The sequence below is a fragment of the Variovorax sp. OK605 genome (genome assembly GCF_900115445.1).
Lineage (GTDB): Bacteria > Pseudomonadota > Gammaproteobacteria > Burkholderiales > Burkholderiaceae_C > Variovorax.
The window spans coordinates 1-16,599 of sequence record NZ_FOWL01000006.1; the positions used below are offsets into that span (position 1 = coordinate 1).

Annotated in this window: 19 protein-coding genes; 9 read left to right on the plus strand and 10 right to left on the minus strand. The window is 69.2% G+C overall.

Going from position 1 to position 16,599, the window contains the following annotated elements; all coding sequences use genetic code 11:
* The coding region (locus BM013_RS16615) for a tripartite tricarboxylate transporter substrate-binding protein (protein WP_143098282.1) at nucleotides 1-706 on the plus strand (706 nt) is incomplete at its 5' end.
* Here BM013_RS16615 and BM013_RS16620 read toward each other — a convergent pair.
* Nucleotides 707-2,071: an AsmA family protein gene (locus tag BM013_RS16620; RefSeq protein ID WP_093128745.1), complete on the minus strand. Its 1,365-nt coding sequence runs from the start codon at nucleotides 2,069-2,071 to the stop codon at nucleotides 707-709. It abuts the gene before it with no gap.
* A gap of 122 nt (nucleotides 2,072-2,193) precedes the next feature.
* Here BM013_RS16620 and BM013_RS16625 point away from each other — a divergent pair, with 122 nt between their 5' ends.
* The 5 genes from BM013_RS16625 to minE all read left to right on the plus strand — a co-directional run bounded on the left by BM013_RS16625 (nucleotide 2,194) and on the right by minE (nucleotide 6,179).
* Nucleotides 2,194-2,616, plus strand: coding sequence for a hotdog fold thioesterase (locus tag BM013_RS16625; protein WP_093128746.1), 423 nt, complete (start codon nucleotides 2,194-2,196; stop codon nucleotides 2,614-2,616).
* Between the two features lie 180 nt (nucleotides 2,617-2,796).
* A complete protein-coding gene (locus tag BM013_RS16630; protein WP_093128747.1) occupies nucleotides 2,797-4,080 on the plus strand; it encodes a solute carrier family 23 protein in 1,284 nt (427 codons plus the stop codon).
* Nucleotides 4,081-4,229: 149 nt separating this feature from the next.
* Nucleotides 4,230-5,012, plus strand: coding sequence for a septum site-determining protein MinC (gene minC / locus BM013_RS16635; RefSeq protein WP_093128748.1), 783 nt, complete (start codon nucleotides 4,230-4,232; stop codon nucleotides 5,010-5,012).
* A 63-nt stretch (nucleotides 5,013-5,075) separates the two neighbouring features.
* Complete coding sequence (minD, locus tag BM013_RS16640) at nucleotides 5,076-5,891, plus strand: septum site-determining protein MinD (protein ID WP_093129134.1); 816 nt, start codon at nucleotides 5,076-5,078, stop codon at nucleotides 5,889-5,891.
* A gap of 3 nt (nucleotides 5,892-5,894) precedes the next feature.
* Nucleotides 5,895-6,179, plus strand: coding sequence for a cell division topological specificity factor MinE (minE, locus tag BM013_RS16645; protein WP_093128749.1), 285 nt, complete (start codon nucleotides 5,895-5,897; stop codon nucleotides 6,177-6,179).
* A gap of 33 nt (nucleotides 6,180-6,212) precedes the next feature.
* Here minE and BM013_RS16650 read toward each other — a convergent pair whose 3' ends face one another.
* The gene (locus tag BM013_RS16650; protein WP_093128750.1) at nucleotides 6,213-7,136 is read right to left on the minus strand and encodes an alpha/beta fold hydrolase; all 924 of its coding nucleotides are present in this window, start codon (nucleotides 7,134-7,136) and stop codon (nucleotides 6,213-6,215) included.
* A gap of 199 nt (nucleotides 7,137-7,335) precedes the next feature.
* Nucleotides 7,336-7,938, minus strand: coding sequence for a TetR/AcrR family transcriptional regulator (locus BM013_RS16655; protein ID WP_093128751.1), 603 nt, complete (start codon nucleotides 7,936-7,938; stop codon nucleotides 7,336-7,338).
* Between the two features lie 187 nt (nucleotides 7,939-8,125).
* Here BM013_RS16655 and BM013_RS16660 point away from each other — a divergent pair, with 187 nt between their 5' ends.
* On the plus strand, nucleotides 8,126-9,070 hold the full coding sequence (locus BM013_RS16660) for a CysB family HTH-type transcriptional regulator (protein ID WP_093128752.1): 945 nt from the start codon (nucleotides 8,126-8,128) through the stop codon (nucleotides 9,068-9,070).
* Between the two features lie 126 nt (nucleotides 9,071-9,196).
* Nucleotides 9,197-9,460 (plus strand): hypothetical protein, encoded by a 264-nt coding sequence (locus BM013_RS16665; protein ID WP_093128753.1) that lies wholly within the window; start codon nucleotides 9,197-9,199, stop codon nucleotides 9,458-9,460.
* A 75-nt stretch (nucleotides 9,461-9,535) separates the two neighbouring features.
* Here the strand turns inward: BM013_RS16665 and BM013_RS16670 are convergent, their stop codons facing one another.
* The gene (locus BM013_RS16670) at nucleotides 9,536-9,964 is read right to left on the minus strand and encodes an RcnB family protein (RefSeq protein WP_093129135.1); all 429 of its coding nucleotides are present in this window, start codon (nucleotides 9,962-9,964) and stop codon (nucleotides 9,536-9,538) included.
* Between the two features lie 158 nt (nucleotides 9,965-10,122).
* Nucleotides 10,123-10,860 (minus strand): CPBP family intramembrane glutamic endopeptidase, encoded by a 738-nt coding sequence (locus BM013_RS16675; protein ID WP_177225487.1) that lies wholly within the window; start codon nucleotides 10,858-10,860, stop codon nucleotides 10,123-10,125.
* A gap of 13 nt (nucleotides 10,861-10,873) precedes the next feature.
* Here BM013_RS16675 and BM013_RS16680 point away from each other — a divergent pair, with 13 nt between their 5' ends.
* The gene (locus BM013_RS16680; protein ID WP_177225488.1) at nucleotides 10,874-11,287 is read left to right on the plus strand and encodes a VOC family protein; all 414 of its coding nucleotides are present in this window, start codon (nucleotides 10,874-10,876) and stop codon (nucleotides 11,285-11,287) included.
* A gap of 153 nt (nucleotides 11,288-11,440) precedes the next feature.
* Here the strand turns inward: BM013_RS16680 and BM013_RS16685 are convergent, their stop codons facing one another.
* The 5 genes from BM013_RS16685 to BM013_RS16705 are packed head-to-tail and all read right to left on the minus strand — an operon-like array spanning nucleotide 11,441 to nucleotide 16,498.
* Nucleotides 11,441-12,334, minus strand: a complete 894-nt coding sequence (locus BM013_RS16685) for a VOC family protein (protein WP_093128756.1) — start codon at nucleotides 12,332-12,334, stop codon at nucleotides 11,441-11,443.
* Between the two features lie 51 nt (nucleotides 12,335-12,385).
* Entirely contained in the window at nucleotides 12,386-13,231 is an 846-nt protein-coding gene (locus tag BM013_RS16690) for an ABC transporter ATP-binding protein (protein WP_256221534.1), read from the minus strand.
* The gene (locus BM013_RS16695; protein ID WP_093128757.1) at nucleotides 13,228-14,085 is read right to left on the minus strand and encodes an ABC transporter ATP-binding protein; all 858 of its coding nucleotides are present in this window, start codon (nucleotides 14,083-14,085) and stop codon (nucleotides 13,228-13,230) included. Before BM013_RS16695 ends, BM013_RS16690 begins: the two co-directional genes overlap by 4 nt.
* Complete coding sequence (locus BM013_RS16700; protein WP_093128758.1) at nucleotides 14,069-14,656, minus strand: OsmC family protein; 588 nt, start codon at nucleotides 14,654-14,656, stop codon at nucleotides 14,069-14,071. The genes BM013_RS16695 and BM013_RS16700 overlap by 17 nt, the downstream gene beginning before the upstream one ends.
* Nucleotides 14,657-14,668: 12 nt before the next feature.
* Entirely contained in the window at nucleotides 14,669-16,498 is a 1,830-nt protein-coding gene (locus BM013_RS16705; protein ID WP_093128759.1) for an ABC transporter permease, read from the minus strand.
* Between the last annotated feature and the right edge of the window lie 101 nt (nucleotides 16,499-16,599).

The following is a 16,599-nucleotide window of genomic DNA, read 5'->3' on the forward strand; positions in this document are numbered from 1 at the left end:
GCTGGGCATGATCTCTTCGAACCACGTGATCAACCCCGGCATCTACAAGACGATTCCCTACGACAGCCTGAAGGACATCACGCCCATCGCGGTGCTGGCCACCGTGCCGCTGGTGCTGGTGGTGAACCCGGCCTTGCCGGTGAAGAACGTGGCCGAGCTGGTCGCGCATGCCAAGGCCCACCCCGACGCGCTGAACTACGGCTCGGCCGGCAACGGCAGCACGCTGCACCTGGCGGGCGAGCTGCTGGTGAGCGAGACCGGCATCCGCATGAAGCACGTGCCCTACCGCGGCACCGGGCCGCTGATCACCGACATGATCGGCGGGCAGGTACAGCTGGGGTTCGTGTCGATCTCGCAGGTGGCGCCGCAGGTCAAGGCCGGCACGTTGCGCGCGCTGGCGGTGAGCACCGGCACGCGTTCGGCCGCGCTGCCCGACGTGCCGACGCTGGCCGAGGCCGGCGTGCCGGGCTACAGCTTCGATGCGTGGATTGCACTGGTCGGGCCGGCGGGCCTGCCCAGCCCGATGGTGGAGAGCTACCACGCCGCCATCAAGGCCGCGATGGCTTCGCCCGAGGCGAAGACCGCCATCGCCGGGCAAGGGCTCACCGTGCTCGACAAGGGACCGGACACCGCGCCCGCCTTCTTCCAGGCCGAGCTGGCAAAGCACCAGAAGCTCGTGAAGCTCTCGGGCGCGACGCTGGACTGATCAGTGCCGCGGCGCGGCCGGCGCCGGATGTCGGGGCGCGGCCTTCTTTTCAGCCTTCTTCGTTGCCTCGCTCCCGCCGAACATCTTCTCCACCTGCTGCCCCACCCGCGCCCCGATGGCCGTGCCCACGCCCGGCAGCACCGCGCTGCCGATGGCCGCGCCGGTGAGGGCGCCGCCGGTGAGCGACAGCTCGGGGTCGCTCACGGTGCCGCCGATCTTCAGCGGCACGCCGACCACGCCGTCGACCAGGTCGACCGCGATCTCGCCGTCGAGCTTGCGGTTGAACAGCTTCAGGTTGCCGCTGGCGGTGAGCACGCCGGAACGCGCCTTGAGGTTGGTGTACTGCATCACCACGCCGTCTTCGGTGCCCTGGGTGTCCAGCGTGCCGGTGAGCTGCTCGAGCTGCGTGCGGCCGCCCCGGCTGATGCCGGCGGTGGTCACGGCCTTGGCCACGTCGAGCTTGGTGAGCGTGGCGGGCTGCACGGTGAAGGCGGTGCGGGTGTGCAGGCTGCGCAGCAGCGCGCCCAGGTCTTCGGCGGTGTCGGCCTCGGCCGTGAGCGTGGTCTGGCCGGACACCTTGCCGGCCAGCGAGGTGCGGCGGTCGAAGGCCTGCACCAGGCTTTCGATGTCGATCAGGCGCGGCTCCAGTTCGGCCGACACGCGCAGCCTGCCGTTGGGCAGCGTCTCCAGCCGGGTGACGCCGTTCCACGTGCCGCCGCCCGCGTCGATGCGGGTGCGCCAGCGGTCCTGGCCGGGCTGGCGGTCCAGCCGCAGGCGCGCGGGCGGCGCGGACGGCGCCATGCCCGCGCGTTCGATGCGCAGCTGGCGCGGGCGCCACTGCGGGTCGAAGGCGAGGTCGCCGTCGTAGGCCAGCGGAATGTCGCGCCGGTCGATCCAGACCACGTCGCGCCAGCGCACGCGCTCCAGCGGCACCGCCGCCAATGTCCACGGCGCGGGCAGCGCGACCGCCTGGGCGCCCTCCTTCGGCTTCGGGCCCTTGCCGCGGAACGCCCGTACGGAGGCGCGCGGCAGCACCAGGCTTTCGACCTCGATTTCGTCCAGCGCAATGACGCGCTGCAGCAGGGGTGCCAGCTGCAGCTGCAGGCTGACGCGCTTCAGGGTGATGGGCCGGGGCTGGTCGGTGGCGATGTCGGACAGCACCAGCATCGGGGTGGGCAACAGCGCCCAGTGGGCGCTGCCCACCTTCAGCGCCACGCCGAAGCGCTGCTCGAAACCCTCGGCGATCTTCGCGGCCACCTCGTCGTCGGTGGGCAGCTTGGAGCGCACCACCAGCACCAATGCGCCCACGCCCAGCACCAGGACGGCGGCGATGCCGATGAGCCAGCGGCGGACGGGGTGCTTCATCGATTCAAGTTAACACGCAAAGGCGACTGCGCCTGTCAGCCGCCGTCGCTATAGTTTTGCCACCTTCATGCGCCTGCTGCAGCCCGAGCGAGGGCCTGCCGGCCGAACCCGAAAGAAACCGAATGCGTATCTGGAAAAAAGAAATCTCCGTCGAGGAGCTCACCCGCAACCACGTCGGCACCGCCGTCTCCACGCTGGGCATGGAGTTCCTGGAGGTGGGCGACGACTTCATCCGCGCCCGCTGCCCGGTCGACGAGCGCACCCGCCAGCCCTACGGCATCCTGCATGGCGGCGTGTCGGTGGTGCTGGCCGAGACGCTGGGCTCTTGCGGCGCCCACTACTCGGCGCCCGAGGGCGACCGCGCCGTGGGCCTGGACATCAACGCCAACCACATCCGCTCGGTCACCCGCGGCTGGGTGATCGGCACGGCGCGGCCGGTGCACCGCGGGCGCACCACGCAGGTCTGGCAGATCGACCTGACCAACGAGGCCGGCGAGCTGACCTGCGTGTCGCGCATCACGATGGCGGTGCTGCAGCCGCGCTGAACGCCCGCCGGGGACGCCGCTTTCGCGCGTCCTCCGCACCTCCTGCGCGCCTCTTCTTTCTCCGCCGCACAGGGTGCGTGCCGGTGTTCAGCCGGGTGTTCATCACCCACAATCACGCCCCGGGAAAGCCAGGGCGTCCTGGCCACCGAGCACACACCACCAACAAGAGGAGAAAGAAGAATGTTCAACTGGACTGAACGGCCCGCGTCCGCGCTGGCCAACGGCGCGGTCATTGCGCCCGACGAGCGGCTGCCCTGGCTGCAGACCGGCGCCATGGGCGTGCAGCACGTGATCGCCATGTTCGGCGCCACGGTGCTGGCGCCGATCCTGATGGGCTTCAGCCCCAACATCGCGATCCTGATGAGCGGCATCGGCACGCTCATCTTCTATTTCATCACCGGCGGCAAGGTGCCCAGCTACCTGGGCTCGAGCTTCGCCTTCATCGGCGTGGTGATCGCGGCCAGCGGCTACGCGGGCAAGGGCCCCAACGCCAACATCGCGGTGGCGCTGGGCGGCATCGTGGCCTGTGGGGTGGTGTACATCCTGATCGGCGCGCTGGTGCAGGCCATCGGCACCGGCTGGATCGAGCGCTTCATGCCGCCCGTGGTCACGGGCGCGGTGGTGGCCGTCATCGGGCTCAACCTGGCGAGCGTGCCCATCAAGAACATGGCGGCGAGCAACTTCGACTCGTGGATGCAGGCCGTGACCTTCCTGTGCGTGGGCCTGGTGGCGGTGTTCGCGCGCGGCATGCTGCAACGCCTGCTGATCCTGGTCGGGCTGATCCTGGCCACCGTCGTCTACGCGGTGCTGACCAACGGCCTGGGCATGGGCAAGCCGGTCGACCTGAGCGGCATCGCCAACGCGGACTGGGTCGGCCTGCCGACCTTCACCGCGCCGGTGTTCACGGCCAACGCGATGCTGCTGATCGCCCCGGTGGCCATCATCCTGGTGGCGGAAAACCTGGGCCACCTGAAGGCGGTGACGGCCATGACGGGCCGCAACCTCGACGCCTACATGGGCCGCGCCTTCATCGGCGACGGCATTGCCACGGTGGTGAGCGGCGCCGCGGGCGGCACCGGCGTGACCACCTACGCCGAGAACATCGGCGTGATGGCCGCCACGCGCATCTACTCCACCGCGGTGTTCGTGGTGGCGGCGGTGATTGCGCTGGTGCTGGGCTTCAGCCCCAAGTTCGGCGCGCTGATCCAGGCGATTCCGCTGCCGGTGATGGGCGGCGTGAGCATCGTGGTGTTCGGCCTGATCGCCATTGCCGGCGCCAAGATCTGGGTCGACAACAAGGTCGACTTCTCGCAGAACAAGAACCTGATCGTGGCGGCCATCACGCTGATCATCGGCACGGGCGACTTCACGCTGAAGTTCGGCGACTTCGCGCTCGGCGGCATCGGTACCGCCACCTTCGGCGCGATCATTCTGTACGCGCTGCTCGGTCGCTCGAAGAACTGACGAAGGCGCCGCGCGGCACCCCGGAAAAAGTGCAACCTCATGAAAGAAGTGTTGTCCGGGGTGCTCCAGGCGGGGCCCGGTCACCGGGCTTTGGCCCGCGCCCGTTAGACTCCAACGCTTTTCGCACCGACGTTTTCCGACGCTTTCCAATGGCCGATGTCTCCGCCGCGCGCACCAAGGCGGTTTTCGAATTCAAGAGCGCCACGCTGCCGCTGATCGCAGTGATCCTCAAGACGTCCGACCTGGACGTGCTGGCCGAGGCGCTCGACGCCCAGCTGGCGGATTCACCCGATTTCTTCGAGCAGGAACCGGTGGTGATCGACCTCTCCCTGCTGCAGGACGCACCGGGCGAAGGCGAAGCCGCCCACGCCCACACCGGCGACATCGACTTTGCCGCCCTGCGCAGCCTGCTGGCGCGCCACCAGACCCAACCCATCGCGGTGCGCGGCGGCAACGCCGCCCAGAACGCCGCGGCACGTGCCGCCGGCCTCTCGGTGTCCGCCATGCCGGCCTCTCCCGCCCCGCGCGCGCCGGCACCGCCGGCCGAAGCCCCGGTGTCGGAAGCCCCGCAGATCGTGCGCGAAGTGCCGGTGCCGGCCAACGGCACGCTGCTGATCGACAAGCCGCTGCGCTCGGGCCAGCAGGTCTACGCCCGCGGCGGCGACGTGGTGGTGACGGCCGTGGTGAGCTTCGGCGCCGAGGTCATCGCCGACGGCAACGTGCACGTGTACGCACCGCTGCGCGGCAAGGCCATTGCCGGCGCGCGAGGCAACACCGAGGCGCGGATCTTCTCGACCTGCATGGAAGCGCAGCTGGTGGCCATTGCCGGCATCTATCGCACGAACGAGGTGCCGCTGCCCGACACGGTGCTGGGAAAATCGGCGCAAGTGCGCCTGGACGGCAAGAAACTAGCGATCGACCCGATCCCCTGAGCCCCGCTCGGATCGCGGCGACCCTGACAACCAACAACTGAATCGAAACAAGAAGGAATGGCCATGGCCAAAATTGTGGTGGTGACTTCGGGCAAGGGCGGCGTCGGCAAGACGACCACGAGCGCCAGCTTCGCCTCGGGCCTTGCGCTCGCCGGCAAGAAGACGGCCGTGATCGACTTCGACGTGGGCCTGCGCAACCTGGACCTGATCATGGGCTGCGAACGCCGCGTGGTGTACGACCTGATCAACGTCATCCAGGGTGAAGCCAACCTGAGCCAGGCCCTCATCAAGGACAAGCAGTGCGACAACCTGTTCGTGCTGGCCGCCTCGCAGACGCGCGACAAGGAAGCGCTCACGCAGGAGGGCGTCGAGAAGATCCTGTCCGACCTCGCCGCGATGGACTTCGAATACATCATCTGCGACTCGCCCGCGGGCATCGAGACCGGCGCCATGATGGCGATGTATTTCGCCGACGAGGCGCTGATCGTCACCAACCCCGAAGTGTCTTCGGTGCGCGACTCGGACCGCATCCTGGGCATGCTCAGCAGCAAGACCAAGCGCGCCAAGGAAGGCAACGAGCCCATCAAGGAGCACCTGCTGATCACCCGCTACAACCCGAACCGGGTGGCGGGCGGGCAGATGCTGTCGCTGGAGGACATCCAGGACATCCTGCGCATCAAGCTGATCGGCGTGATCCCCGAGTCGGAAAGCGTGCTGCACGCCTCCAACCAGGGCGTGCCGGCGATCCACGACAAGGAAACCGACGTGGCGCAGGCCTACAGCGACGTGGTGGCGCGCTTCCTTGGCGAGGACAAGCCCATGCGCTTCGTCGACGCCGAGAAGCCGGGCTTCTTCAAGCGGATTTTCGGAGGCAAGTAGGCCATGTCCTTTCTCTCGTTCCTGCTGGGCGAAAAGAAGAAGACTGCCAGCGTCGCGAAGGAGCGGCTGCAGATCATCCTCGCGCACGAGCGCTCCAGCCTCAGCGGCAAGCGCCGGCCCGACTACCTGCCCGAACTCCAGCGCGAGCTGGTGGCGGTGATTTCCAAGTACGTGTCGATCAACGCGGACGACATCAAGGTGCACCTGGAGACCCAGGACAACCTCGAAGTGCTCGACATCAAGATCGAGCTGCCCGACCCGACGCCCACGCCCGCCGCGGCGCGCTGACCCGTTCCGCGGGTTCAACAAGCTGCGCGGGTCTCAGCGCACGGGCCCCGCCAGGAAGCGCAGCACCGCGTCCAGCACCTCCTGCGCCTTGAGGATGCGGCGGTGCCCCAGCCCCTGCGTGGCGACCAGCCGCGCACCGCGGATCGCGTCGCGGTAGGCCTCGGCATCCGCGAAGCGGTTCACGCGGTCGTCCCGGTCGTGCACGACCAGCGTGGGCTGCGCAATGCGCGGGCCCACCGCGGCCGGCTCCAGCTGCGGCATCAGCACGCCTTCACGCCCCTCGAACCGGCGCTGCATCGCCAGCCGCGTGGCCTCGCTCAGGCCGAAGGTGTGCGCGAAGTAGCGCGTGTACTCCCGCGGCGAGGCCGGCGGCGCCAGCAGCACCAGGCGTTCGGCCGGCAGGCCCCGCGCGGCCGCCAGGGCCAGGCCGTTGGCGCCCAGCGAATGCGCGACGGCCGCATGCAGCGCATGGCCGTCGGCCGCGAGCCGCGCCGCCACGTACGCGATGGCGCGCGCAAACTGCGCCGAGTTGCTCATGGTGCCCGCGCTGCGCCCGTGGGCCGGCAGCTCGAGCAACACCGGCCGCAGGCCCGCGTCGGCCACGGCCTGCGCCAGCGGCAGCATCTGCCCCGCATGCCCGCCCCAGCCGTGCACCAGCAGCACCACCGGCGCCGACTCCGCACCCGAGTCCTGCGCGGCCAGGTGGTAGATGCCCACGCTCGCATCCTCGAAGGCCCAGCCCTCGCGCCGCCATTCGGCGCCGGGCCCCTGGCCGCGGTAGAGCCACTTGGGCGGCAGCGGCGTGCCGAACAGGCGGTAGGCGGCGCGCACGCCCAGCGCGGGCCACAGGCGCTGCGAGGTGGTCAGGCCGAAGCGCAGCGCGCGCAGCAGCCGGCTCGGGCGGTAGTAGTTCGATTGCGCGGCGTGGCCCGCGGCCGATGGGGAACTGCTTGTCATGGCGTGCCTCAGTACCAGACCCAGTCCCGGTTGCTGCGGGGCAGGCTGCGCAGCGTGTCGCGCACGCCCCGCACACCGAGGACGGCCGCGTAGACGGCAAGAAAGAGGGCAATGATCAGCATGGTGCTTCTCCTTTTTATCGCACGAGTGTGCGAAATATTGGCAAATGAAGGCGCGGGGGTTCCGCCTGCTTCTTGCATCAGGCGAGGTAGCTGGAAAGCAGCCGCTGCCAGGTCTGCGCGGCCCGGTCGGCCGCCTGCGGGTCGCGCAGGAAGCGCGCGTCGTGCAGCTGGGCCATCATCGCGCCGTTGAGTTCGCTCACCAGCTGCGCGGGGTCGGTGTCGGCCTTGAGCTCGCCGCTCTCGACGGCCAGCAGCACGGTGCGGCGCAGCGCGGCGCGCCAGCGCGTGACCTCCTCGAACAGCACGTCGCGCAGCTCGCCCTCGCGGTCGTCGAACTCGAAGGCGCCGGCCATGTAGAGGCAGCCGGTGTGCATCTCGACGTCGCGCGTGCGGGCGATCCAGCGCGACACGATCTCGTTGAGCCGCGGCAGGCCCTTGGGCTTCTGCATGGCGGGCACGAACACGTCGGCCAGGAAGCCGCGGCCGTACTCCTCGATGACCGCCTTCTGCAGCGCCTCGCGCGAGCCCGCGCGCGAGAACACGCCGCTCTTGGACAGGCCCAGCCGGCTGGCCACGGCCTGCAGCGTGATCGCTTCCAGGCCTTCGGCCAGCGCAAGGCTCATTGCCGCGCCGACGATGGCGGCACGGGTGAGTTCGCTTTTCTGGGTCTTGGCGTCCATGCGGCAAACTTTAGCACATGCGTGCGAAATATCAAATCGGAGCTCCCACGGTGGCTGGAATAGCCTCAAAGATGTTTTGCTCATGTGAAACCAACAAACGCATCGTTCCCCGAATAAGCGCTTGTGCAGAGAATCGCCCCTCGGTCCCGACCGGGGCCCCGACTCTCCTGACTCACCTCCGCGGCAGATGAACTTCCAACAACTGCGCTCGGTACGCGAGGCCGTTCGTTGCGGCTTCAACCTGACCGAAGTCGCCCACACCCTTCACACCTCGCAGCCCGGCGTGAGCCGGCAGATCCGCGAACTCGAGGAAGAACTCGGCATCGAGCTCTTCGTGCGTGCCGGCAAGCGGCTCACCGGGCTCACCGAGCCGGGCGGCCATGTGCTGCCGATCATCGAGCGCATGCTGATGGAGAGCAGCAACCTCAAGCACGCGGGCCAGGAGTTCGTCGCGCAGCAAAGCGGCTTGCTGTCGGTGGCGGCCACGCACTCGCAGGCGCGCTACGCGATGCCGATGGCGGTGCAGGAATTCCGCACGCAGTTTCCCAACGTGAAGCTGCACCTGCACCAGGGCTCGCCCAAGCAGATCGCACAGATGCTGCTCGACGGCGAGGCCGACGTGGGCATCGCCACCGAGGCCCTGGGCGACTACCCGCAGCTGGTGGCCCTGCCCTGCTACCGCTGGACGCATTCGGTGATCGTGCCGCCGGGGCATCCGCTGCTGGACGCGCCGCTCACGCTCGATGCGCTCACGCGCTATCCGCTCATCACCTACGACACGGGCTTCACCGGGCGCTCCCGCATCGACGAGGCCTTCGCGCAGCGCGGCCTGCAGCCCAACATCGTGCTGGCCGCGATGGACGCCGACGTGATCAAGACCTACGTGCAGCTGGGCCTGGGCGTGGGCATCGTCGCCGGCGTGGCCTACGAGGCCGAGCGCGACACGCAACTGCGTGCGCTCGATGCGGGGCGCCTGTTCGGCATCAACCTCACCAAGCTCGCGGTGCGCCGCGGCATCTACCTGCGCAAGTACGTCTATGCCTTCATCGAATCGTTCGCCCCCACGCTGACCCGGGCGGTGGTCGAAAAAGCCCTGGGCGACGAGGCCAAGGCCTCGCACTACGAAATCTAGAGCCTGTCCAGCGGCGGATGCGGGGTGTGTACTGCGGACGACAGAAAGGTTAAAAAAGAAGAATGCAGCTTCACACAGGCGGCGTACATTCGGGTTAATTCCCTGGCTTCCTGGAACGGATCAGCAATGGCATCGACCCCGCAGCAGCAGCAACAGCAAACAAGGGCCGCCCTCAAGGCGGCCGATGCAGCGGAGCGTCGGGAACGCCTGAGACGGGCCCTCCCCGCCACGGTGGAACTGCTGCAGAGCCGCCAGGCCGACCGCATCGACGACGCCGACATCGACGCGTATGTGAGCCTCAACTGGCTCGAGTGGCACGGCGGCGGTCTGCGCCTGACCATCACCGGCCGCAACGTCTGCGCCCAGTCGATTCCCACCGCGCTGGCCTGAAAAAACGAAACCGCCGCCAGCCTTGCGGCCCGCGGCGGTCGATCATGCGAACAGGGCCCGCAGGCCCTGCGTTGCTTACTGGCCGGCGATGATGTTCGCGATCAGGCCGGTGGCAATGGCCGCGAGCACGAAGTCCCCGCCCACGCCCACCCACTGGTAGCCGCGCGGCGGCTGCTGCAGGCGCTGCGCACGCCAGTCTTCCACCACGTAGTTGCGGCCACGGTACTCCGGCGGCACACGCCCGCCACGGCGCCATTCGGCGTGCGGTTGCGGGAAGCCGCGGCGATCGAACTGGCGGCCGTCGCGGAAGTCCTGGTTGCCACGGTAGCCCGGCGGGCCACGGTGATCGAAATTGCGGTCGCGTTGCTCGTAGCGGCCATCTCGTCCATCGCCGGGGCCTGGGCGGCCGTCGAAGCGGCGGTCTTGTGCAAAGGCGCTCCCTGCGGCCATGCACATCGCGAGTGCCGCGGCGGCCACGGCCATGCTCTTCGAGTTGGTGTTCATCTGGAACTCCTTCATGCGTTGATGACGAGTCCATTGTGGGCCGGCCTTGTGTCCGCTTCGGGCACAACAGGTCGCGGCCGGGTGAAATCAGGTAAGCGCTGGTATCCGCGCGAGGTCTTGTCCTTCAAGCGCGTTCGGGCCGATGCACTTGCCGGCGCTCAATAGGCGCCGCTGGCCAGCACGAAGATGGCCAGGCCATGCGCCAGCGTGGCGGCCAGCAGGCCGGCGCGCCGGTACACGAGGCCCGCCACCAGGCCTTCGACGAGCGTGAAGACCAGCACCGGCAGCCCCGCGCGCGTGACGATCAGCGCAAGCCATGCATGGCACAGGCTGAACAGCGCGCCCGACACGACCACCGCGCGCGCCGCCGGCATGTGCGCCATCAGGCGCTGCTGCAGCATGCCGCGAAACAGCAGCTCTTCATACGCGTTGCCCAGCAACGCGAAGACGAGCAGCGGCACGACCAACGCCGTGCCCGGCGCGGGCAGCGACGGCAGCCCCGCAGCCGCCTTCAGTGCCGCAGCCACCACGCTGATGGCCACCGCGCCTGCCACGCCCCAGAGCAGCGAAGGCACGGGCCGCACGCCCTTCCACCCGTTCCACCCCTCCCACCACGTCACGCGCTCGAGCCACGCAACGCCCACGAACAGCGCGGCCGACATGCCGGCCAGCGCGAGCAGCACCGGCACCGGCGCCGTGAGCCGCATCGACCCGGCGCCCAGTTGCCAGAAGCCCGCCGGGCTCATCGCATCGCGCGCGAAGATGAAGAACAGGATGTGCACCGCCACGCGCGCACCCGCCAGCGCCCGCGGAATGGCCAGCAGCGCCACCAGCGCGAGCAGGCCGGCAGGCAGAATGGAAACGAGGTAGCCGAGCAGCAGTGAAGAAGAAGCCATCGAGAGAACGCACATGACCGAAACGGGAACAGGGGCAGCAGCGCCGGCAGCAGCAGCGGCCGTCATCCATGCGAAGGACGTGTCGCGCGTGAGCGCGTTCTATGCGCGTGTCGCGGACCTTGCACTCACGCACGAGGAGGCCGACCACGCCAGTCTCGAGTCGCCGGCGCTGCAGCTCTTCATTGTCGCGATGAATCCCGCCGTCGCGGCCGCGGTGCACATCGCGCAGCCGCCGGTGCCGCGCGAGAACACCGCGCTGAAGTTCATCTTCCCGGTGGCCAGCCTGTCGGCCGCGCGCCTGCGCGCCGTGGAAGCCGGCGGTGCGCTGAAGCCGGCCGAACGCGAGTGGGCGTTCAACGGGTACGTGCACTGCGACGGGCACGACCCCGAGGGCAATGTGTTCCAGCTGCGCGCACGCGCAGCCTGAGTATTGCGCAGCCTGAATATTGCGCAGCCTGAATATCGCGCAGCCTGAATATCGCGCAGCCTGAATATTGCGCGACCTGAATATCGCGCAGCCTGAATATTGCGCGACCTGAATATCGCGCAGCCTGAACCAGCCGTCAGGCCGCCCCTCGGCTCAACCGCCCACCGTGGTGTCCGCCTGGTAGCCGCGCGGGTGGGCATGCGCCCCGTCGCGCACCGGCGGCGGCAGGTCGAGTTCGATCAGCGCGCCGTGCGCGCGCGCCAGGTCGAAGGTGCCGGTGGCGTGCGGCGTGTCGGTGTGCAGCACGAGCGCGTACGGCCCTTCGCCGCGCGCGGCGATGCGTTGCGCGAGGGTGTCGGCGCCCTCCCCTTGCGCAATGTTCTCGCGCGGTGACGACAGCACCAGCACGCTGCCGCCCAGCACGATGACCGCCACGCGCACGTTACTGCCGGGCACCGCCACGGGCTCGCCGATGTGGGTGTCGGCATCGACGTCGGACACCGTGCCGAGCAACGCCCGGTAGCGCGCCAGCGTCGCATCGAGGTCGCGCACGGCGATGGCCAGGCTCGCCACGCCGAGCGCGCCGTTCGCATGCACGCGCACATCGCCTTCGGGCACGCGCAGGGCGCGCGGCGTGAGGTCGCCGCAAAGAAAAGGCAGGTCGGCCGACGGTGCGCGCGCGGTCTGCCAGCGCAGGTGTTCGCCGTCGGGCCGCACACGCCCGCCGTCGAGCGGGCCTTCGAGCGCGAGGCCGCGCGCCTTCGCGTCGGCCACCGTGGCGGCGGTGTCGCGCGGCAGCAGCGCGAAGTCGACGATGCCTTCGCCATGCTTGTGCAGCAGCTGCCACCAGCGTTCGGCCGGCGACGGCTCGCGCCATGCGATCAGCTCGAAGTAGCTGCCGTCGCCGAACACCACCAGCGCGTTGTGCGTGGCGCGGCCCGGATGGTCGCCGCCGCGCACCACGTGGAAGCCGAGCGCGCCGTAGTCGGCAACGCTGCGTTCGAGGTCGTGCACCGCGATCACGATGTGGTCGAGTTTCAATGCCATGTGGCTTTCTCCCTGTGGATGGCTGTTGTCGATGTTGTCGATGCTGTTGGATCAGGAGGCGGTGCGCGCCGCGCCGTCGCCGCCCAGGTACGCGTCGCGGATGCGCGCGTCGGCCAGCAACTCGCGCGCCGGTCCCGAAAGCACGATGCGCCCTGTCTGCAGCACGTAGCCGTGGTGCGCGATCTGCAGCGCCAGGCTCGCGTTCTGCTCGACCATGAAGACCGACACGCCCTGCGCGTTGATGCGCGCGATGAGCTCCAGCACCTTGTCGACGTACAGCGGCGACAGGCCCATGGTCGGCTCGTCCATGCAGATGAGCTGCGGGCGGCCCATGAGCGCGCGCGCCATGGCCACCATCTGCTGCTCGCCGCCCGACAGCGTGCCGGCCTGGAACTCGATGCGCTCGGCCACGCGCGGGAACAGTTCCAGCATGCGCTCGAGGTCTTCGGCCACGGCCTTGCGGTCGCTGCGCGCATAGGCGCCCATCAGCAGGTTCTCGCGCACGCTCATCGCGGGGAACAGGCGGCGTGCCTCGGGCACCGAGCCGATGCCCTTGCGGATGATCTGCGGCGTGCTCAGGCCGAGCGTCGACGTACCGTTGAAGTTCACTTCGCCCGAGCGCGGCTTCAGCAGCCCCAGCACGATCTTCATGGTGGTCGACTTGCCGCTCGCGTTGCCGCCGAGCAGGCTGACGATCTGGCCCTTGCGCACCTCGATGTCGAGGTCGAAGTGGGCCTGCACGGGGCCGTAGAAGCTGTTGATCTTCTTGAGTTCGAGCAGCGGCTTTGCAGCCTGGTTCGACGCAGGTGCCGCGGTGCGTCCGGGCAGGTCCTCGCTGCGCCCCTCTGCCCAGAGGGACGAAGGCGAAAGGCCCGTGCGCGCAACGGTGGCGATCATGCGGCCACCGCCTCTGGCGTTCGCGCCTCGGCAGCGCCCACATGCCGATGCCCCAGGTACGCCTCGATCACGGCCGGGTCGTTGCGCACCTCATCGGGCAGGCCTTCGGCAATCTTGCGGCCGTCGTCGAGCACGGCCACGCGGTCGGACAGCTGCATCACGAGGTCGAGCTTGTGCTCGATCAGCAGGATGGTCTGGCCGCGCGCCTTCAGGCCGCGAATGATCTCCAGCATCTGCGCCGTCTCGCTCTCGTTCATGCCGGCGGTGGGCTCGTCCAGCAGCAGCAGGCGCGGCCTGAGCGCCAGTGCGCGCGCGATCTCCACGCGGCGGCGGTTGGCGTACGACAGGCTGTAGGCCGGGTGGTCGATGCGCGGCGCCAGGCGTTCGCCGAAGAGCGCGACGATGGCGTGCGCCTCTTCGCGCAGCGCCTGCTCCTCGCGGCGCACCGCGCCGGGCTGCACCAGCGCCAGTGCCAGCTCGGCCAACGCGCCCAGCCCCGGCACGCCGCCCACGCGCGGTTTCACGGCGCGCAGCCGCGTGTGCGCACCGACCAGCACGTTGTCGAGCACCGAGAGGTTGGCGAACACGCGCCCGTGCTGGAAGGTGCGCGCCAGGCCGCGCTGCGCGAGCTGCTGCGCCGGCAGGCCGGTGACGTCCTGCCCGTCGAACAGCACCTGCCCTGCGTCGGGCCGGTCCAGGCCGGTGACCAGGTTGAACAGCGTGGTCTTGCCCGCGCCGTTCGGCCCGATCACGCTGAGCAGTTCGCCCTCGCCCACGTGCAGGTCGACGGCGTTGACGGCCGTGAGCCCGCCGAAGCGGCGCACCAGGCCGCGGATCTCAAGCAGCGAGGGCATAGCCTGCCTTCAGCGTGGCATCGGTCGCACGGTTTGCCTGTGCCTTCGAATCGACCAGCTTCACCTCGGCGCGAATCGCCTGCGGGTTGCGCAGCAGGTTGAGGATGGGGCAGTTGCGCTCCACCGCCTCGAACAGCGCGTCGATGTCCGCGCGGCTCGCGGGCGAATCGATGTGCACCGTGTAGCCGATCTCGTGCGGCCAGATGGGCGTCTGCTCGTGGCCCGGCTTGCCGCCGCGCGGATCGATGAGGCCCGTCACCTCCACCTCGAGGCTTTCGAGCGGCACCTGCCGTTCGGCCGCCTGGATCAGGAAGATGTGCGTGACGCAGGTGCCGAGCACACCCAGCTGCAGCTCGGGCGAACTGGGCCCGAGGTTGTAGCCCGCGAAATCCGGCGGGCTGTCGCTGATGACCTGGTGCTCGCGGATGCGCAGGCGGCGCACGCCGCTGCGGCCTTCGGCGCGCACGTGCGCCTTGAGCTGCACCGGTTGCGCGGTGCCCGCCTCGACGGCGGCGTTGCGCGCCAGCACGGCGGCGCGTTTCTCTGCGAGGTAGTCGTTCAGGTGGCTCATGGTGATGTTCTTTCAGACAGTGCCCAGCAGACCCTGCGGGCGGAAACGGATGAGAAGCAGCAGCGCCACGCCGTAGATCAGCATGCGGTACTCGGCGGTCACGCGGAACAGCTCCGGCAGGCTCACGAGCGCCACCGCGCCCAGCAGCGCGCCGCTGATGTTCCCCAGCCCGCCGAGGATCACCATCGTGAGCGCGAGGATCGAGATCTGCGAGCCGAAGGTCTCGTGGTTGATGTAGGAGTACATGTGCGCGGTGAAGGCACCGCTCACGCCGGCCGCGAAGCCGCCGAAGCCGAAGGCCAGCGCCTTGTAGCGGTCGGGGCTCACGCCGTAGGCGCGCGCGACCACCTCGTCTTCGCGCACCGCGCGGAAGGTGCGGCCCAGGTGCGAGCGCAGCAGGCGCCACTGCAGCAGGGCCAGCAGCACCATCGCACCGAAGGACGCCCAGTAGATGGCCCCGTTCGACGACGCATCGCGCCCGAACAGCGACAGCGGCGGAATGCCCGACACGCCGATGGGCCCGTGCGTGAGGCTCTCCCAATTCAGGATGGTGAGCGCCACGATCTCGCCGATGCCCAGCGTGGCGATCGACACGTAGTGGCCGCGCAACCTGAAGGCCGGAAAGATCAGCGCGGTGCCGATCAGCGACGTGAGGATGCCCGCCAGCACGATGCCCGTGCCCACCGGCAGGTGCAGGTCGAGCACCAGCAGCGAGGAGGCGTATGCACCGATGGCCAGCAGCCCCGCGTGGCCCAGCGAGATCTGCCCGATGGTGCCGGCCACCAGCGTGAGGCTCAGCGCGAGCGCGCCGTAGAGCCATGCGTTGGTGAGCGTCTGCAGCAGGTAAGGCGACGGGTCGAACAGCGGCAGCACGAGGGCCGCGCCGAACAGCGCGAACAGCAGGCGCGGCGGAATGCGCCACGGCTTGCTCGGCGCGATGAAGGTGCCGGTGAGCGGCTCGGGCGGCAGCGCGCGCTTGCGGCCGAACAGGCCGTTGGGCTTCCACACCAGGATGACCAGCAGCAGCGCGAAGGCGAACAGGTTGCGGTAGGGCGTGCCGAGGATGGCCACGCCGTAGCTCTCGATCAGCCCCAGCAGCAGGCTGCCGACGATGGCGCCGGGCACGCTGCCCACGCCGCCGACCACCGTGGCCACCACACCCTTGAGCGTGGCCTGGAAGCTCATCGCCGGGCTGATGTTGTTGTAGTACATGCCCACCAGCAGGCCCGAAAGCCCGCCGAGTGCAGCAGCGATGGCGAACACCGTCTGGTTCACGCGGTCGACGTCCACGCCCATCTGCTGCGCCGCGTCGCGGTCCTGCGCGGTGGCGCGCACGGCCCAGCCGAGCTTGGTGAAACGCAGGAAGCCGAACAGCACGGCCGCGCTCGCCAGGCCGATGCCCGCGATGAGCAGGTCCAGCGCGCCGATGGTGCCGGTGCCGATCTGCAGGCGCCAGTCGGGCAGCTGCGTGGGCAGCGAGCGCGGGTCGGGGCTGAACACCAGCTGCACGAGGATGTCGAGCACGAAGCTGATGCCGATGGTCGCCAGCAGCGGCGCGATGCGCGCCGCGCCCTGCAGCGGCCGCAAGCCCACGCGCTCGATCAGCATGCCGAGCGCGCCCGCGCCCAGCACCACCAGCGCGATGGTCACGGGCAGCGGCGTGTGCAGGTAGGTGATGCTGGCCCAGCCGATGTACGCGCCCACCGTGTACACCGAGCCGTGCGCGAAGTTGATGAGGTGCGACACACCGAAGATCAACGCGAGGCCTACGGCCAGCAACGCGTAGATGTTGCCGATGATCAGGCCGTTGACGGTGTAGTCGAAGAAGGAGGTGAAGCTCATGGCGTTGCCTCTGCCCCCGTGTGGCTCGATCTCCCTCTGGGAGAGGGTTGGCGTGAGGGCACGGCGGCCTTGGCACGGGACCGCGGTTCATCGAAGGCCGC

Bases quoted from the DNA above. Each gene is read 5' to 3' on its own strand.
- BM013_RS16620 (WP_093128745.1), bottom strand. From the start codon at position 2,071: ATGAAGCACCCCGTCCGCCGCTGGCTCATCGGCATCGCCGCCGTCCTG.
- BM013_RS16625 (WP_093128746.1), top strand. From the start codon at position 2,194: ATGCGTATCTGGAAAAAAGAAATCTCCGTCGAGGAGCTCACCCGCAAC.
- BM013_RS16630 (WP_093128747.1), top strand. From the start codon at position 2,797: ATGTTCAACTGGACTGAACGGCCCGCGTCCGCGCTGGCCAACGGCGCG.
- minC (WP_093128748.1), top strand. From the start codon at position 4,230: ATGGCCGATGTCTCCGCCGCGCGCACCAAGGCGGTTTTCGAATTCAAG.
- minD (WP_093129134.1), top strand. From the start codon at position 5,076: ATGGCCAAAATTGTGGTGGTGACTTCGGGCAAGGGCGGCGTCGGCAAG.
- minE (WP_093128749.1), top strand. From the start codon at position 5,895: ATGTCCTTTCTCTCGTTCCTGCTGGGCGAAAAGAAGAAGACTGCCAGC.
- BM013_RS16650 (WP_093128750.1), bottom strand. From the start codon at position 7,136: ATGACAAGCAGTTCCCCATCGGCCGCGGGCCACGCCGCGCAATCGAAC.
- BM013_RS16655 (WP_093128751.1), bottom strand. From the start codon at position 7,938: ATGGACGCCAAGACCCAGAAAAGCGAACTCACCCGTGCCGCCATCGTC.
- BM013_RS16660 (WP_093128752.1), top strand. From the start codon at position 8,126: ATGAACTTCCAACAACTGCGCTCGGTACGCGAGGCCGTTCGTTGCGGC.
- BM013_RS16665 (WP_093128753.1), top strand. From the start codon at position 9,197: ATGGCATCGACCCCGCAGCAGCAGCAACAGCAAACAAGGGCCGCCCTC.
- BM013_RS16670 (WP_093129135.1), bottom strand. From the start codon at position 9,964: ATGAACACCAACTCGAAGAGCATGGCCGTGGCCGCCGCGGCACTCGCG.
- BM013_RS16675 (WP_177225487.1), bottom strand. From the start codon at position 10,860: ATGGCTTCTTCTTCACTGCTGCTCGGCTACCTCGTTTCCATTCTGCCT.
- BM013_RS16680 (WP_177225488.1), top strand. From the start codon at position 10,874: ATGACCGAAACGGGAACAGGGGCAGCAGCGCCGGCAGCAGCAGCGGCC.
- BM013_RS16685 (WP_093128756.1), bottom strand. From the start codon at position 12,334: ATGGCATTGAAACTCGACCACATCGTGATCGCGGTGCACGACCTCGAA.
- BM013_RS16690 (WP_256221534.1), bottom strand. From the start codon at position 13,231: ATGATCGCCACCGTTGCGCGCACGGGCCTTTCGCCTTCGTCCCTCTGG.
- BM013_RS16695 (WP_093128757.1), bottom strand. From the start codon at position 14,085: ATGCCCTCGCTGCTTGAGATCCGCGGCCTGGTGCGCCGCTTCGGCGGG.
- BM013_RS16700 (WP_093128758.1), bottom strand. From the start codon at position 14,656: ATGAGCCACCTGAACGACTACCTCGCAGAGAAACGCGCCGCCGTGCTG.
- BM013_RS16705 (WP_093128759.1), bottom strand. From the start codon at position 16,498: ATGAGCTTCACCTCCTTCTTCGACTACACCGTCAACGGCCTGATCATC.